Below are 16,715 nucleotides of genomic sequence, written 5' to 3'. Positions count from 1 at the left end.
TCGATCAGATGATTCCATCTGATCGGAAAGCGCTCTAGCCACGGGGCGTTGCGGCACGCCCCTATTTGAAGACGACGTCGACGATCTCGTACGATTTGCTGCCACCCGGCGTCACCACCTCGACACTGTCGCCGACAGCCTTGCCGATCAACGCGCGGGCGATGGGCGAGGCGATGGAGACCTTGCCGAGGCTTACGTTCGCTTCCGGCTCACCTACGATCTGATACACCTTTTCCTGTTCGGTGTCCTCATCGATGAGTTTGACGGTCGCGCCGAACTTTATCTTGTCGCCGCTCAACTTCGATACATCGATGATGTCGGCGCGCGAGATGAATCCCTCCAGCTCAAGGATGCGGCCCTCGTTGAGGCTCTGCTGTTCCTTCGCAGCGTGGTATTCCGCGTTTTCCGACAGGTCGCCATGAGCCCGCGCCTCGGCGATCGCCTCGATTATGCGCTGGCGATCCTCCTGCTGACGGCGCTTGAGTTCTACCTCCAAAGCCGCATAGCCTGCGGCGGTCATGGGGATCTTTTCCATTATCTCTGTTTCCGTCGTCACATGTAAACAAGGGGCGCTCGAACGGCGCCCCGCGTCAAACAAATCGGGTCTGGAGAGCGGCGATCCGCACCGGCGGACTCGCGTCATTCCCCGCTATCGTTCCGGCGCGCCTCCCGGCCGACCGAACCTTCCATCCGGCCGGAAAGCGCTCCCGCCGCCCCGCTCACGCCGGCGACGGCCAGTAGTCCTGCAATGCGCGTACCTCCAGCGTACCGCCCTTCCAGGCGCGGATGCCTTCGGCTGCCGCGATTGCTCCCGCTAGAGTGGTGTAGTACGGCACCTTATGCAAGAGGGCGGCGCGACGTAGTGAACGGGAATCGGCCAGCGCCTGCGCCCCTTCGGTGGTGTTGAACAGGAGCTGCACGCCGCCGTTCTTGATGAGGTCGACGATGTGCGGGCGTCCCTCCAGCACCTTGTTGATGCGCGTCACCGCGATGCCGTGCTCGCGCAGGAAGTGCGCCGTCCCGTCCGTGGCGATGACGGAAAAGCCAAGTTCCACCAGCAGGTTGACGGTCGACAGGATGCGCGGCTTGTCGACGTCGCGCAGCGACACGAACACCGTGCCCTCCACCGGCACCTTGGTGCCGCCGCCGATCTGGCTCTTGGCGAACGCGGCGCCGAAGCTCGTGTCCAGGCCGATGACCTCGCCCGTCGACCGCATTTCCGGCCCGAGCAGGATGTCCACACCCGGAAAGCGCGCGAAGGGGAAAACCGCCTCCTTCACGCCGATGTGGTGCAGAACCTTCGGCTTGAGATCGAAGCTCGCCAGCGATTCGCCCGCCATGATGCGCGCCGCGATCCGCGCGAAGGGCTCGCCCATCACCTTGGCCACGAAGGGCACCGTGCGCGAGGCGCGCGGGTTGACCTCCAGCACGTAGATCTCGTCGCCCTTGATGGCGTATTGCACGTTCATCAGGCCGACGACCTGGAGCGCCAGCGCCATTTCGCGCGTCTGGCGCCCGATCTCGGCGATGATCTCCGGCGGCAGCGAACGCGGCGGCAGCGAGCAGGCGGAATCGCCCGAGTGGATGCCCGCCTCCTCGATGTGCTCCATGATGCCGGCGATGAACACGTCCTTGCCGTCCGCGAGCGCGTCGACATCGACCTCGATCGCGTCCGAGATATAGCTGTCGAACAGCAGCGGGTTCTTGCCGAGCAGCGTGTTGATCTGTCCCGTCTTGTCGTTGGGATAGCGTGCCTTGATCTCCTGCGGCACCAGCGCCGGCAGCGTGCCGAGCAGGTAGTCGTTCAGCGTTTCCTCGTCGCGGATGATCGCCATCGCCCGCCCGCCGAGCACGTAGGACGGACGCACGACGAGCGGCAGGCCGACCTCGGCCGCCACGAGCCGGCTCTGCTCCACCGAGAAGGCGATGCCGTTCGTCGGCTGGCGCAGGGCGAGCTTTTCCAGCAGGCGCTTGAAACGGTCGCGGTCTTCCGCGAGATCGATGGCGTCGGGCGAGGTGCCGAGGATCGGTACCCGGTCCTCCTCCAGCGCGCGGGCGAGCTTGAGGGGCGTCTGGCCGCCGAACTGCACGATGACGCCGTGAAGCCGGCCCTGCTCCCGTTCCGTATCGATGATCTCCAGCACGTCCTCGCCCGTCAGCGGCTCGAAATAGAGCCGGTCGGACGTATCGTAGTCGGTCGACACCGTCTCCGGATTGCAGTTGACCATGACGGTCTCGTAGCCCGCGGCCCGGAGCGCGAAGGAGGCATGGCAGCAGCAATAGTCGAATTCGATGCCCTGGCCGATGCGGTTCGGACCGCCGCCCAGGATGATCACCTTGTCCCGCGTGGACGGAAAGGCCTCGTCGGCCGGCGCGGTGCCGAAGAGGGGGGCATAGGTCGAATACATATAGGCGGTGGGTGCGGCGAACTCGCCGGCGCAGGTGTCGATGCGCTTGAACACCGGCCGCACGCCGAGCGCCCGGCGCGCCGCGCGCACCTGCGCCTCCGTCCTGCCGGCGAGAACCGCGAGGCGCGAGTCCGAGAAGCCCGCCGCCTTCAGCTGCCGGAATGCCTTCGCCGTCTGCGGCAGCCCATGCACCTTCACCCGCGCCTCAAGGCCGATGATGTCCTCGATCTGCGCCAGGAACCACGGATCGATCTTGCAGGAAGCGTGCACCTCCTCCCGGCTGAGGCCAAGCCTGAGCGCTTGCGCCACGAACAGCAGACGGTCCGGCGTGGGCGTGCCGATCGCCGCCTTGATGGCGTTGCGGTCGTCGCCCTGCCCGAACCCGGGAATCTCGATCTCGTCGAGGCCGGTGAGACCCGTCTCCAGCGAGCGCAGCGCCTTCTGCAGCGATTCGGGAAAAGTGCGGCCGATGGCCATGGCCTCGCCCACCGATTTCATCGCCGTGGTCAGCGTCGGCGCCGCGCCGGGGAACTTTTCGAAGGCGAAGCGCGGGATCTTCGTGACCACGTAATCGATGGTCGGCTCGAAGGACGCCGGCATCGCGCCGCCCGTGATGTCGTTGGCGATCTCGTCGAGCGTGTAGCCCACCGCGAGCTTGGCCGCGACCTTGGCGATGGGGAAGCCCGTCGCCTTGGAGGCGAGCGCGGAAGAGCGCGACACACGCGGGTTCATCTCGATGACGATCATACGGCCGTCTTCGGGATTGACCGCGAACTGCACGTTCGAGCCGCCCGTCTCGACGCCGATCTCGCGCAGCACCGCCAGCGAGGCGTCGCGCATGATCTGGTATTCCTTGTCGGTGAGCGTCAGCGCCGGCGCCACCGTGATGGAATCACCGGTATGGACGCCCATCGGGTCGATGTTCTCGATGGAGCAGACGATGATGCAGTTGTCGTTCCTGTCGCGGACGACCTCCATCTCGTACTCTTTCCACCCGAGCACGCTCTGTTCGATCAGCACCTCGTTGGTGGGCGAGGCGTCGATGCCGCGGTCGACGATGTCGATGAACTCTTCCTTGTTGTAGGCGATGCCGCCGCCCGTGCCGCCCATGGTGAAGGAGGGGCGGATGATGGCGGGCAGGCCGATCTCGTCCAGCACATTGAGCGCGTCACCGAGCGTGCGCACCTGGTGCGACAGCGGCGTCGAGAGGCCGATCCTGGTCATCGCCTCGCGGAACAGCTCGCGGTCCTCGGCCTTGTCGATGGCCTCGGCGGTGGCGCCGATCATCTCGACGTCGCACTCCTCCAGCACGCCCATCTTCTTCAGCGAGAGCGCGCAATTCAGCGCTGTCTGTCCGCCCATCGTCGGCAGCAGGGCGAAGCCGCCCGGCACCTTGTGGCGCTCCTTCCGGATGATCTTGGCCACGACTTCCGGCGTAATCGGCTCGACATAGGTGGCGTCGGCCAGTTCCGGGTCGGTCATGATCGTCGCAGGGTTCGAGTTGACCAGAACGACGCGATAGCCCTCCTCGCGCAGCGCCTTGCAGGCCTGCGTGCCGGAATAGTCGAACTCGCACGCCTGGCCGATGACGATCGGTCCGGCGCCTATGATGAGTATCGTGGACAGATCGGTGCGTTTGGGCATGGAGAAACCTTGGATCGTCTTGAACGGCAGCCGCGAATTCGGCACGAGAGCCAGCATTCCCGCGCATCGCCGCCGCAGGCCCGGGGGCGCGACGGACAACAGGCGGGATCGCCGGTCTGGAATGAAACTTAAAGGCGTCGTTTACACGTTGCGCGCCGGCATGGGAACCCCCAATTCCGGGGGAACCCGCTACATCCGGCGCATGCGGTCAGCGCCGCGCCGCCTTCTCGCGGTCGATCATCTCCACGAACCGGTCGAACAGGTAATGGCTGTCCTGCGGGCCGGGCGAGGCTTCGGGGTGATGCTGCACGGAGAAGGCCGGTCGATCAGTGAGCGCGATGCCGCAATTGGAGCCGTCGAACAGCGAGACGTGCGTTTCCTTCACATGATCCGGCAGCGATTCGCGGTCCACCGCGAAGCCGTGATTCATGGAGACGATCTCGACCTTGCCGGTCGTTACGTCCTTCACCGGATGGTTGGCGCCATGATGGCCCTGCGTCATCTTGACCGTGCGCCCGCCGGCGGCGAGCCCGAGCAGCTGGTGGCCGAAGCAGATGCCGAACAGCGGAACGCGGCTCTCCAGCAGGTCGCGGAGCACCGGCACCGCATATTCGGCGGTCGCGGCAGGATCGCCGGGGCCGTTCGACAGGAAGATGCCGTCGGGTTCGAGCGCCAGCACGTCCCGCGCGGTGGAGGCCGCGGGCAGCACGATCACCTCGCATTCCCGGTCGGCGAGCAGCCGCAGGATGTTGCGCTTGACACCGTAGTCGATGGCGACGACGCGCCGCTTCACGCCCTCGCGCCGGCCATAGCCCTCGCCGAGTTCCCAGGACGTCTCGTCCCAGTCGAGCCGCTGGGCGGTGGTGACGGCGGGCACGAGATCGAGCCCGCTCATGTCCGGCAGCGCGGCGGCCCGCGCCTTCAGGGCTTCCACGTCGAAGGTGCCGTCCGGGGAGTGGGCGACGACAGCGTTCACCATGCCCTTTTCGCGCACGCGGATGGCAAGGGCGCGCGTATCGATGCCCGACAGGCCGACGATGCCGCGCGCGGCGAGCCAGCGGTCGAGGTTGCGGGTGGCGCGCCAGTTGGCGGGCTCGGTGACGCGGGCATGCACGATCACGCCGTTGGCGCCGTTACCGGCCGCGAGCGACAGCGATTCGATATCCTCGTCGTTGACGCCGACATTGCCGATATGCGGAAAGGTGAAGGTCACGATCTGCCCGAGATAGGACGGATCGGTGAGGATTTCCTGATAGCCGGTCATCGCCGTGTTGAAGCAGACCTCGCCGGTGGCTTCCCCCGCCGCGCCGAAGCCTGCGCCCTCCAGCACCGTGCCGTCCGCCAGCACGAGCAGCGCCGTCGCCGCCTCGTCGTGCCAGCCGTCGGGCCGTGCGTCCCGGTCCGTGTTGCTTTCCCGGTTACCTTCTTGCAGCGTCGCCATGATCGGTTTAAAGCCTCTTCGTTGATATCCGGAGTGTCAGTCGACATAATTATCAGGGCCATTTCATGTCCTGACATACGCCGCCGGGTAATGCCGCGCCCAAGCGGGCATGCGATCCCGGCTCCGGGAAGGGCTTCCCGCCCATCCATCATTCCGGCCCGTTCTTTAGAGAAGGAAGGGCCGTGTCGTCAATGCCGCCTTTCGGCCGCCCTTCGGCCGCCGACTGGACCAGAATAACGAGGATAGACCATGCGTGAACGCCTGACCACCGCCCTCAAGGAAGCGCTGCGCGCCGGCGACAAGCAGCGCCTGTCCACCATCCGCCTGGTGCAGGCCGCCCTCAAGGACAAGGATATCGAGGCGCGCGGCGCCGGCCGCGAAACGGCCAGCGAGGACGAAATCCTCTCCCTGCTGCAGAAGCTCATCAAGCAGCGTCAGGAATCGGCGAAGATCTACGCCGAGGCCGGCCGCCCCGAACTCGCGGAACAGGAGACTGCGGAAGCGGCGATCATCGCCTCCTTCCTGCCGGCCCAGCTCAGCGAGGAGGAAACCGCCGCCGCCATCGACGCCGCCATCGCGGAAACGGGCGCCGCCGGCGTGAAGGACATGGGCCGCGTCGTCGGCCTGCTGAAGGAACGCTTCGCCGGCCGTCTCGACTTCGCCAAGGCCAGCGGCCTCGTCAAGGCACGGCTGTCGCAGGGTTGAGGCAGGCGTGGCGCCGGCCGGAAACCGTGAGGATAACGGGGATAACCGTGGCCGCCGCCGCGCGGCCCGCATCGGCCCGTGACTCTGGCGGCGGACCATGTCCCAATGTCAGGCTACGATGATCGTTTATCGCTGTCGGGTGAACTGAAAGACAATGCGCTATCCGCCTTCGCTGCTCGATGAGATCAGGGCGCGCCTGCCGGTGTCCGCCGTGGTGGGCAGGAAGGTGCGGCTCGTCAAGGCCGGACGCGAGTGGAAGGGTCTGTCGCCCTTCAACGCCGAGAAAACGCCTTCCTTCTTCGTCAACGACCAGAAGGGCTTTTACCACTGCTTCTCGTCCGGCAAGCACGGCGACATCTTCGCCTTCCTGATGGAAACCGAGGGCATGCCCTTTCCCGAGGCCGTCGAGCGGCTGGCGGCGGAGGCGGGCGTGCCGTTGCCGGCGTCGACACCCGAGATGACGCGCGAGGAGGAGCGCCGCAACGACCTCTACGACGTGGTGGAGCGCGCGGCCGCCTTCTTCGAGGAGACGCTGAACGCCAACGCCGGACGCGAGGCGCGCGCCTACCTGGAGCGGCGCGGCATCGGCACGCGGACGCGGCGCGCCTTCCGTCTGGGCTACGCGCCGGGCGACCGCTTCGCCCTGCGCGACCATCTGGCCGCCAGCGGCGTCTCCCGCGAGGCGATGATCGAGGCTGGGCTACTCATCGCCCATGAAGACACCGCCGTTCCCTACGACCGCTTCCGCGACCGCGTGATGTTCCCCATCCACGACCGGCGCGGGCGCGTCATCGCCTTCGGCGGACGGGCCATGAGCGCGGACGTGCAGGCCAAGTACCTCAACTCGTCCGAAACGCCGCTTTTCCACAAGGGGCGCGTGCTCTACAACCTGCACAACGCCCGCAAGGCGGCGAACGACTCGGGCGCGGTGATCGCGGTCGAGGGATATGTCGACGTCATCGCCATGAGCATGGCGGGCTTCGGCCATACCGTCGCCCCGCTGGGCACGGCGCTCACCGGCGATCAGGTCACGCTGCTATGGCGCATGGCGGACGAGCCGATCCTCTGTTTCGACGGCGATGCGGCCGGGCGACGCGCCGCCTTCCGCGCCATCGATACAGCCCTGCCGCTGCTCGCGCCCGGCAAGTCGTTGCGCTTCGCACTGCTGCCCGAGGGGCAGGATCCGGACGATCTCGTCCGCGCCGGCGGTGCGGAGGCGATCGCCACCGTGCTGCGGCAGGCGCGCCCGCTCGCGGATATGCTGTGGATGCGCGAACGCGAACTCGGCCCGCTCGACACGCCCGAACGGCGCGCGGCACTGGAACGGCGCGTGAGCGACGTGGTAGCAACCATCGCCGACGAAACCATCCGCCGCCACTACCGCGCCGACATGCTGAACCGCCTGCGCGGCCTGCTGCATTCCCCGGACCGCGGCGACAGCCGGCCACGGGCAGGCGCGGGTTTCGGAGGCCCGCGCAATGGCCCGGCCGTGCCGGGCGGCTGGCGCCCCGGCGCGCCTGGGCGGAGCAACCCGCAGGGCGGCGCTTTCGCCGGCGCGACGGCGCCACGCGCCTCCCCGGCACTCGCGCGTCATCCGATGTTCGCACCCGTGCGCAACGAATCGCCGCGCGAGGCGCTGATCGTACTGGGGCTGCTGGCCCACACGTCGCTGCTCGACACGTTCGCGGAAGATATCGCCGCGCTCGACTTTTCCGGCCCGCTCTCCCGGCGGCTGCGCGCGCGGCTGGTGGACGTCGTCGCGAGCGGCGGCGCCGATCCGCGTGCGGTGCGCGAGCGAATCGAGGCGGCGGGCCTCGCCGAGACCGTCGCCGGCCTCGTCCGCATCGTCGTGCCCGGCGACCGCTGGATTCTGGCGCCCGACAGCGCCATCGACGACGTATCGACCGCGCTTCGGCAGGCCGTCACCTTGCAAAGACGCGCGCGAACGCTACATACGGAACTCAGGGCGGCCGCCCATGCGTTGGCCGAGGACGACAGTGAGGCCAACCTGGCCTGGCTGCTGGACATTCAGGTGCAGGTCACCTCGCTCGAAGGTGCGGAGGCGGACGGCGATCCCTTGAATACCGGCGCCGCGCAGGATGACCCGTCCTCATAGACGGGCGGCCTGTGCGGATGGCCGGTGGACGGCTTGCCTGTGCGGGAGATGGACTCCGCCGGCCGCTATGGATATTGCGGTATGATGGTATAAGTAGCGGTTGACGACGATTCTCTGGGGATAACCTTCGCGAAGACGGACATGGACGGGGATATTGGCGGACGGGCACCGGCGAAAGCGCCTTCTCGGAGAGGACGTTCTTTCGCCGGTGGCCGCAGCCTTACGTGACCCCCGCGGCACGGGCCGCATGGACGTTTTGGCAGGGAGATGGGCCGGAGATCGCCACGCGGTGACGGCCAGTGTGAGTGGAGCATAGGCATGGCGACGAAGACGACGGAGCGCGACGACAATCAGGAAGTGGCCGAAGCGCCTGCCGACAGCCCGCTGCTTGATCTCAGCGACGCCGCCGTGCGGCGCATGGTCAAGCTTGCGAAGAAGCGCGGCTACGTCACCTACGACGAGCTGAACGACGTCCTGCCCTCCGAGGAGTTCACCTCCGAGCAGATCGAGGACATCCTCTCGCAGTTGAGCGAGATGGGCATCAACGTCATCGAGTCCGAGGAAGCCGATCCGGAAACCGCCGAGAACACCGAGGCGTCCGAGGACGAGATCGAGGGCGGCGACCTCGTCGAGGCCACCCGTTCCGCGCTGCCCGTCAAGGCCGAAAAGACGACGGAGCCGGCCGAGCGCACGGACGACCCGGTGCGCATGTACCTGCGCGAGATGGGCTCGGTCGAGCTGCTCTCGCGCGAGGGCGAGATCGCGATTGCCAAGCGCATCGAGGCCGGGCGCGAGGCGATGATCGCCGGCCTGTGCGAAAGCCCGCTGACGTTCCAGGCCATCATCATCTGGCGCGACGAACTCAACGAAGCCAAGGTACTGCTGCGCGACATCATCGATCTGGAGGCCACCTACGCCGATCCGGAAGGCCGGGGCGTGGCCGACGACATCGATGGTGACGGAGAGGGTGAGGTTGAGAGCGACGGCGATGATATCGCCGCCGACGGCGCCGGGCGCGCGCCCGCGCAGCCCCAGCCCGGGCGCGGCGGCGCGCCGGACGGCGACAAGGATGCGGCTGCAGTCGACGGCGAACTCGACGAGGACGACATCGAGAACAACGTGTCGCTCTCGGCCATGGAGGCCGAGCTGAAGCCGCGCGTGCTGGAGACGTTCGACCGCATCGCCGACAATTACAAGAAGCTGCGCCGCCTGCAGGATCAGGACATCGAGAACCGCCTGCAGAACCTGAAGCTCTCGCCTGCGCAGGAGCGGAAGTACCGCAAGCTCAAGGACGACATCATCGTCGACGTCAAGTCGCTGTCGCTGAACCAGAACCGCATCGACGCGCTGGTCGAGCAGCTTTACGACATCAACAAGCGCCTGATCGGCCTCGAAGGCCGGCTGATGCGCCTTTCGGAAAGCTACGGCGTCACCCGCGACGACTTCCTGCGCCAGTATCAGGGCTCGGAACTCGATCCCAAGTGGATCCTGCGCGTGTCCAAGCTCGGCACGCGCGGCTGGAAGGAATTCGTCGCGCACGACAAGGACCGCATCCGCGAACTGCGGCAGGAAATCCAGGTGCTCGCCACCGAGACGGGCCTGGAGATCCTCGAATTCCGCAAGATCGTCGCTCTCGTCCAGAAAGGCGAAAAGGAAGCGCGGCAGGCCAAGAAGGAGATGATCGAGGCGAATCTGCGCCTCGTGATCTCGATCGCCAAGAAGTACACCAACCGCGGGCTGCAGTTCCTCGACCTTATTCAGGAGGGCAACATCGGCCTCATGAAGGCGGTCGACAAGTTCGAGTACCGGCGCGGCTACAAGTTCTCGACCTACGCCACCTGGTGGATCAGGCAGGCGATCACGCGCTCCATCGCCGATCAGGCCCGCACCATCCGCATTCCGGTGCACATGATCGAGACGATCAACAAGATCGTGCGCACGTCGCGCCAGATGCTGCACGAGATCGGCCGCGAGCCCACGCCCGAGGAACTCGCGGAAAAGCTCGCCATGCCGCTGGAAAAGGTGCGCAAGGTACTCAAGATCGCCAAGGAGCCGATCTCTCTCGAAACCCCCATCGGCGACGAGGAAGACAGCCATCTGGGCGATTTCATCGAGGACAAGAACGCCATCCTGCCCATCGATGCGGCCATCCAGTCGAACCTGCGCGAGACGACGACACGGGTGCTCGCCTCGCTCACGCCCCGCGAGGAGCGCGTGCTGCGCATGCGCTTCGGCATCGGCATGAACACCGATCATACGCTGGAGGAAGTCGGCCAGCAGTTCTCGGTCACGCGCGAGCGTATCCGCCAGATCGAGGCCAAGGCGCTGCGCAAGCTGAAGCACCCCTCGCGCTCGCGCAAGCTGCGCAGCTTCCTCGACAACTGAGAGGCGGCGAAGGCACGACGGCATCGGGGCGGCGAACGGAAAACCGGAGCCGCCGCCCTGCCCGTCGCTCATCCGGCAGGCCGCGCCGGAAACGGCGCCCGCCCGCTGCCGGCCCTACATTCAGGCCGGCGGGAACAGCACCTCGACGTTGGCCTTGCCAAGCGTCTCGGCGACGAGCTGGGGCGGCTCCTCGTTGGTCACCAGCGTGTCGATGCGGTCCGCGTCCAGCACGCGCACGATGGCCGGGCGCAACAGCTTGGCGCTTTCGCCGACAGCGATGATGCGGCTCGCACGTGTCGCAACCGCCTGCTTGACGGCAACCTTGCCCAGATCGAAGTCCATCAGCGCACCATCGTCGTCGATCCCGGAGAAGCCGAGGATCGCGACATCGAACCGGAAGCGGGAGACGGCCTCGCGCGCCCACTCATCGGTCAGCGAACCGTCGGGCCCACGCAGCACGCCGCCGGTCACGAATACCTCGGCCTCCTGTTCGGCGGATAGAATCGTCGCCGAGGCGAGGCTTGAGGTGAACACCTTCAGGCCGCCACGCCCACGCAGGGCGCGCGCCACGGCCTCGACCGTCGTGCCGACATCGAGAAACACCGTCTCGCCGGGCTTGATGAGCGCCGCGGCAAGGCGCGCGATGCGCTCCTTGGCTTCGGCGGCGGTGACGCGCTTTTCGGCGTAGCCCAGCCGGACCGTCGTCTCCCGCACGCCCGCACCGCCGTGGAAGCGCTGCAGCAGTTGCTGCTCATCCAGATAGATGATGTCGCGGCGGATTGTCTGGGTGGAAACATCGAAATGGCGCGCGAGGGCGTCGATGGTGGCGAAGCCCTGATGATGGACGATCGTAAGTATCTCTTCCTGACGCGCCGAAAGTTCATGCCCTGTTTCAGCGTGTAGTCGCGCGCCCATGTTCGTCCGTGCTCCGCGTAGGGCGACCGCAGCTGCGCGCAATCCGCCCGTATTCCATTCCGACTTTATCAAATCATAGTGATGGCGAAACAGGATCACAAGCTCCGGCATCAGAAGAACGAGAAATGCCCTGTTCACAATGATATGTGACAACCGGCCGGCATCGCCGGGACCGCCGGTCTCCCCACGGTCGCTTTTTGTGGCGAATCCGCCCTGTAATGCAGCGGCCTGGCGGTAGATCAGCACCCGCATTTTCATGTGGACGGCCGCGCTGGCGGACGGTGACGCCCCGTCGATGGAAACAATCGCGATGGCAAATCTCAATCACGGCACAGGGGAAGCAATGCCACGCTCCCGGCGGCTGTCACCGGCGGACTACCGACGGCCGAGCATGAGTTCCGCCAGCGCGATGACGGCCGAGCAGATAGCCATCAGCACGATGGAGATCACGGCGGCGGCCGGCATATCGGTGCCGGTTTCCGAAATCTTGCTGTAGAGGACGAGCGGCAGGATGTTCACCTGCGTGCCGACCAGCGCGAGCGCGGTGCCATAGGCGCCGATCGCCACCGAGGCGGTCAGGGCATAGGCGGCGGCGAGGCTGGGGGCGATCTGCGGCAGCATGATGCCCGCCAGCGCCCGCAGGCGGGAGGCGCCCATGGAGCGCGCGGCCGCGATCTGCGTGGCGTCGAAATTCATGATCGCCGGCAGCACGACCAGCACCACGCGCGGGATCAGATAGTAGGAATAGGCCAGGCCGAGGCCGAACACCGAATAGATGAATTGCCCGACGACAGCGGGGTCGAAGCCGAGTTCCGCGAGCAGCAGCGTCACGAAACCGCTGCGGCCGAACACGAGGATGAAGCCATAGGCAATGATCAGGCCGGAGAAGGTCAACGGCAGCGTGATGGCGACGAGCGTCGCCGTGCGCAGGCGCGGCGCGAGGCGCGACAGCGCAATCGCCACCATCACGCCGACCACGAGGGAAACGAAAGGCGCGATCGTGCCGATCAGCAGGCTGCCGCGCACGCCGTTCCAGAACACCGGGTCCGCGAACACCCGCGCCACGGCGCTCCCCGCATCCGACACCGCCTCCAGCAGGATGGAGGTCGCGGGCAGCGCGAAGAACAGCACGAAAACGAGCGTGCCGGGCAGGAAAAACAGGGCGGCGATATGTCGCGGCATCGGGGTTCCCGGAGTTTGCCCGGCGCCGGAGCGCCGGGCAGGATGGACCGGAATTACTGGCCGAGCACGGCCTTCGCCCAGCCGGCGTCGATCTCGGCCTTCTTGGCCGTGGCCTTGGCGATGTCGAGCGGGCGGATCTGCGGCGCGGAAGGCAGCTTGTCAGCGACGCTGTCGGGCAGCTTGATGCCGGGAACGGAAGGACGCACGAAGCCCTCGGCGAAGATGCCCTGGCCGAAGTCGGTCGTGATGAAGTTCAGCCACAGCTTGCCGGCGTTCGGGTTGGGGCCGTTCTTGACGAGGCTGATCGCGTAGGGCGCGGCGGCGGAAGCCTCCTTGGGGATGACGACAGCGATGTCGTCGCCGAGGCCGTCGATGTGCTTCGCCTTCAGGCCGTCGTTCTCGTAGCCGATCCAGATCGGGATTTCGCCCTTGACGAACTGCGCGTAAGGCGTGGTGCCGACGTTGCGCAGCACGTTGCCGGACTTCGCCAGCTTGCCGAGATAGTCGATGCCCGGCTGCACGTTGTCCTCGTCGCCGCCGTTGGCGAAGGCCGCGGCGAACGCGATCACCTGGCCCTGGCCCGTGGAGCGCGGGTCCTGGTAGACGATGCTGTTCTTGTATTCGGGCTTCAGCAGGTCGGCCCAGCTTTCCGGCACGTCCTTGACGAGCTTCTTGTTGACGAGGAAAGCCACGTTCAGCGTGTGGATGGTGAACCACTGGCCTTCCGGATGGCGGAACTGCTCGGGCAGCTTCTCGAAGTTCACGGGCTTGAAGTCGGCGACGAGGCCCTTGGCCGCCGCGTCCAGCGCCGAAGCCGCGAAGTAATAGGCGGTATCGGCCTGCGGGCGGTTGCGCGACTTGTCGAGCGTCACCACGGTCGTGGCCGAGCCGATGTCGTTGTACACGAGTTCGATGCCCGGGTAGCGCTTCTGGAACGCCTTGAACTGCGCCGCCCAGTTCGCCCACGTCGGGCCGGTGTCGAAGGAGACGACGATGCCTTCCTTCTGCGCGGCCTCATAGAGCGCCTTTTCGCCTTTGTAGAGTTCGGGGCCTTCAAACGCCTGGGCGGGCGCGGCCAGAGCAAGCGGAGCGGCCAGCAGGGCTCCGAGCAGCCAGTTCTTCATCTTCCGTTCCTCTTCAGTATGCGGTCAATCCGCAGGCAGAAGCCGGATCGCGTCCGGCGGGATCGAGATGGCCGAGAATGCCTCCCGAACGTGGGTATGCAGCCTCACGTTCACCCCGTCGACGGCGAAGTCGACGCGGCGGGTGGGGCCGAGGTACCGGTCGGTCGCAACCGCGCCGGTGAAGACGTTGATGCCGCTTGCAGGCGCCGGGCCGATCCGCTCCGGACGCACCATCACGGTCACGACATCGCCCGGGGCGAAGCCCTCCGTGTCCGCGGCGAGATCGAGGTTCGCGAGGGCCACGCGGCCGGGCGCGGCGATGCGCCCCTGCCACAGGTTGGCCTCGCCCACGAAGGCGGCGACAGCGCGCGTCGCCGGCCGCTCGTAAAGCTCGCGCGGCGGCGCCACCTGCGCGATGCGTCCGCCCGCGATCACCGCGACGCGGTCGCCGAGCGACAGCGCCTCTTCCTGATCGTGCGTGACGTGCAGGGTGGCGATGTCAGCCTGGCGCTGCACCTTCAGGATTTCGTCGCGCATGCCGACGCGCAGCGCCGCATCGAGCGCCGACAGCGGCTCGTCGAGCAGCAGGGCGCGCGGGGAGAACACGAGCGCGCGCGCCAGCGCCACCCGCTGTTGCTGCCCGCCCGACAGCGTCGCGGGCCGTCGTTCGGTGAAATCGCCGAGCCCGACGCGCACCAGCGCCGCGCGCGCCTGTTCCAGCCGCTGCGGCCGGCCGATGCCGCGCATCTTGAGCGGATAGGCGACGTTCTGCGCCGCGCTCATGTGCGGAAACAACGCATAGTTCTGGAACACGATGCCAAGCTGCCGGTCCTCCGGCTTCAGGCCGGTCACATCCTTGCCATCCACCAGGATCCGCCCGCTGTCGGGCACGAGGAAGCCGGCGAGCAGCTTGAGCAGCGTGGATTTGCCCGACCCCGACGCGCCGATGATCGCGAGCAGTTCCCCGTCCGCGATGGCGAGATCGATATCCGACACGCCGATGCGGGTGCCCGGATAGGTATAGGAAACCGCCCTGAACTCGATGCTCATGCTACGTCGCCCCCCGCATGGAGCCGCCCGCCCGTCCCGTCAGCGCCGTCGCCAGCGCGGCGAGCACGGCAAGCACGAGCAATACCACGGTAGCGGCGCAGGCAAAGCCGGTGGCGCCGTAAAACGCCTGCAGCAGCACCACCGGATAGGTGCGCGACAGGAAGCCCGAGACGAGGTTCGACAGCTGGAATTCGCCGATCGACAGCGCCGCCACCGTCAGCATCGCCGATGTCAGGCTGGTGGCGAGGAGCGGCAGCACGATGTCGAGGAAGCGCGAGCCGAAAGGCGCGCCAAGTCCTGCCGCAGCCTGCTCCAGCGCGGGCAGGCCGAGCTGCTGCATGTCCGCCACCAGCGCATTGACCGTATAGGGCAGCGTGAGCACCAGATGGCCGGCGACCACGATCCAGAACGTGCCGAGCCATGGCAGCGTATCCGAGGAAAACACCAGCACGAAGCCGAAGCCCAGCACCAGCTCAGGCACGGCAATCGGCAACAGCGACACGAGACGGGCGGCAAGCCGCACCCCGCGCCGCGCCGCCGCATGGATGGCATAGGCGAGCGGCAGGCCGATCAGCGCATTCAGCACGCACACCAGCGCCACGACCTTCAGGCTGACGAAAAAGGCGCGGCGAAAGCTCGGATCGGCCAGCAATTCCGCATACCAGCGGCCGGTGAAGCCGCTCGGCAGCAGGGTGTTCGTCCATGTCTCGCCCACCGAGCCGACGAGCAGCAGGGCGATGGGCGCGGCCAGAAACACCAGATAGAGAAGCGTCACCAGCCCCAAAGCATCGCCTCCGCCAAGACCATTCCGAGAAAAGTATGACGCGCCTTTTTATCCGGAACTACCAGAAAAAAAGATCAGGCGGTCAGGCATTGCTGTGGCACGACGAACCGCCCCGGATATACATTGATCGAAAACTTACATATACGAATTTGACGATGCTTTCATGACGTATTCATTACAGGCTGCTCGGCCTGCCGGGCCGTTCAGGCTGCGCGCGGCGCGTTGTCCAGCAGATGGCGCGCGATGTGCGCGATAACGTCGCCGGGCGTCTCACAGGCGAGAATCCCTTCGACGAAGGGCGCATCGCCCAACGCCAGTACTGGACGATCAAAATGCAGGCCATAGGCCATTTCCGTCAAGGTGCCGTAGCCGCCGCCGATTGCCACGAGCACCGTGCTGGCGCGCGCCAGAATGGCATTGCGCACGGGGCCGATGCCTGTCGCGATGGGGATGGCGACATAGGGATTGCTCTCCCGCCATTCGGTATCGGGCAGGAGGCCGATGGGCAGGCCGCCCGCTTCGAGATTCCCCTTGCAGGCCGCCTCCATCACGCCGCTCTTGCCGCCGCAGAGCAGCTGCAGGCCGTGTTCGCCGAGCGCGCGGCCGACCGCCTCGGCCAGCTTGTACTCGGCGTCGGAGGCCTCACGCGGGCCGATCACGCCCACCGGCACCCGTCGTGTCTTCGACGCCGTGAACACGAGGCGCAGCGCTTCAGAGGAGGACGCCACGGCGGCGAGATCGGACGGGCGCGCCTCTTCCGCCACCCACGACAGACGCCACGAATCGAATCGCTCCCCGGGCCGATAAAGCGAGCATTCTGTTGCAGACCATGTCAGGGAAGGCGGCATGGATAATGGCGTGGCGCGGTCGGAAAGCGACATTTTATGTCCGATTCTGCATGATGAGAGCCAGTATATTGATCGATAAATGACACTCTCATGATCCGCAAGCACACCGGACG

Annotated in this window: 12 protein-coding genes; 3 read left to right on the top strand and 9 right to left on the bottom strand. The window is 66.6% G+C overall.

What is annotated here, in order from left to right; genetic code table 11:
- Positions 1 to 61 precede the first annotated feature (61 nt).
- From greA to carA, 3 genes are all read right to left on the bottom strand, one after another.
- Positions 62 to 535, bottom strand: coding sequence for a transcription elongation factor GreA (greA, locus tag ACFFJ7_RS14660; RefSeq protein ID WP_166951931.1), 474 nt, complete (start codon positions 533 to 535; stop codon positions 62 to 64).
- A 184-nt stretch (positions 536 to 719) separates the two neighbouring features.
- On the bottom strand, positions 720 to 4,052 hold the full coding sequence (gene carB, locus ACFFJ7_RS14655) for a carbamoyl-phosphate synthase large subunit (RefSeq protein WP_377593286.1): 3,333 nt from the start codon (positions 4,050 to 4,052) through the stop codon (positions 720 to 722).
- Between the two features lie 208 nt (positions 4,053 to 4,260).
- Complete coding sequence (gene carA, locus ACFFJ7_RS14650; protein WP_166951936.1) at positions 4,261 to 5,493, bottom strand: glutamine-hydrolyzing carbamoyl-phosphate synthase small subunit; 1,233 nt, start codon at positions 5,491 to 5,493, stop codon at positions 4,261 to 4,263.
- 249 nt (positions 5,494 to 5,742) lie between these two features.
- Between carA and ACFFJ7_RS14645 the strand changes: the two genes are divergently transcribed.
- From ACFFJ7_RS14645 to rpoD, 3 genes are all read left to right on the top strand, one after another.
- Positions 5,743 to 6,198 (top strand): GatB/YqeY domain-containing protein, encoded by a 456-nt coding sequence (locus tag ACFFJ7_RS14645; RefSeq protein WP_166951939.1) that lies wholly within the window; start codon positions 5,743 to 5,745, stop codon positions 6,196 to 6,198.
- A gap of 154 nt (positions 6,199 to 6,352) precedes the next feature.
- Positions 6,353 to 8,314 carry a DNA primase gene (gene dnaG, locus ACFFJ7_RS14640; RefSeq protein ID WP_377593283.1) on the top strand — a complete coding sequence of 654 codons (1,962 nt, stop codon included), beginning with the start codon at positions 6,353 to 6,355 and terminating at the stop codon, positions 8,312 to 8,314.
- Between the two features lie 318 nt (positions 8,315 to 8,632).
- A complete protein-coding gene (gene rpoD / locus ACFFJ7_RS14635) occupies positions 8,633 to 10,699 on the top strand; it encodes an RNA polymerase sigma factor RpoD (protein WP_166951945.1) in 2,067 nt (688 codons plus the stop codon).
- Positions 10,700 to 10,819: 120 nt separating this feature from the next.
- Here rpoD and ACFFJ7_RS14630 read toward each other — a convergent pair whose 3' ends face one another.
- The 6 genes from ACFFJ7_RS14630 to ACFFJ7_RS14605 all read right to left on the bottom strand — a co-directional run bounded on the left by ACFFJ7_RS14630 (position 10,820) and on the right by ACFFJ7_RS14605 (position 16,635).
- Positions 10,820 to 11,614 (bottom strand): DeoR/GlpR family DNA-binding transcription regulator, encoded by a 795-nt coding sequence (locus ACFFJ7_RS14630; RefSeq protein ID WP_166951948.1) that lies wholly within the window; start codon positions 11,612 to 11,614, stop codon positions 10,820 to 10,822.
- A gap of 375 nt (positions 11,615 to 11,989) precedes the next feature.
- Positions 11,990 to 12,796: an ABC transporter permease gene (locus ACFFJ7_RS14625; protein WP_377593280.1), complete on the bottom strand. Its 807-nt coding sequence runs from the start codon at positions 12,794 to 12,796 to the stop codon at positions 11,990 to 11,992.
- A 53-nt stretch (positions 12,797 to 12,849) separates the two neighbouring features.
- Complete coding sequence (locus ACFFJ7_RS14620; protein WP_166951953.1) at positions 12,850 to 13,920, bottom strand: extracellular solute-binding protein; 1,071 nt, start codon at positions 13,918 to 13,920, stop codon at positions 12,850 to 12,852.
- Between the two features lie 24 nt (positions 13,921 to 13,944).
- On the bottom strand, positions 13,945 to 14,970 hold the full coding sequence (locus tag ACFFJ7_RS14615; RefSeq protein WP_377593278.1) for an ABC transporter ATP-binding protein: 1,026 nt from the start codon (positions 14,968 to 14,970) through the stop codon (positions 13,945 to 13,947).
- A gap of 1 nt (position 14,971) precedes the next feature.
- A complete protein-coding gene (locus ACFFJ7_RS14610) occupies positions 14,972 to 15,745 on the bottom strand; it encodes an ABC transporter permease (RefSeq protein WP_377593390.1) in 774 nt (257 codons plus the stop codon).
- A 212-nt stretch (positions 15,746 to 15,957) separates the two neighbouring features.
- Positions 15,958 to 16,635, bottom strand: coding sequence for a TIGR00725 family protein (locus ACFFJ7_RS14605; protein WP_377593277.1), 678 nt, complete (start codon positions 16,633 to 16,635; stop codon positions 15,958 to 15,960).
- Between the last annotated feature and the right edge of the window lie 80 nt (positions 16,636 to 16,715).

The sequence above is a fragment of the Pseudochelatococcus lubricantis genome, assembly GCF_042432495.1.
GTDB classification, from domain to species: Bacteria; Pseudomonadota; Alphaproteobacteria; order Rhizobiales; family Beijerinckiaceae; genus Pseudochelatococcus; species Pseudochelatococcus lubricantis.
This window is presented reverse-complemented; position numbering and strand designations above follow the sequence as displayed.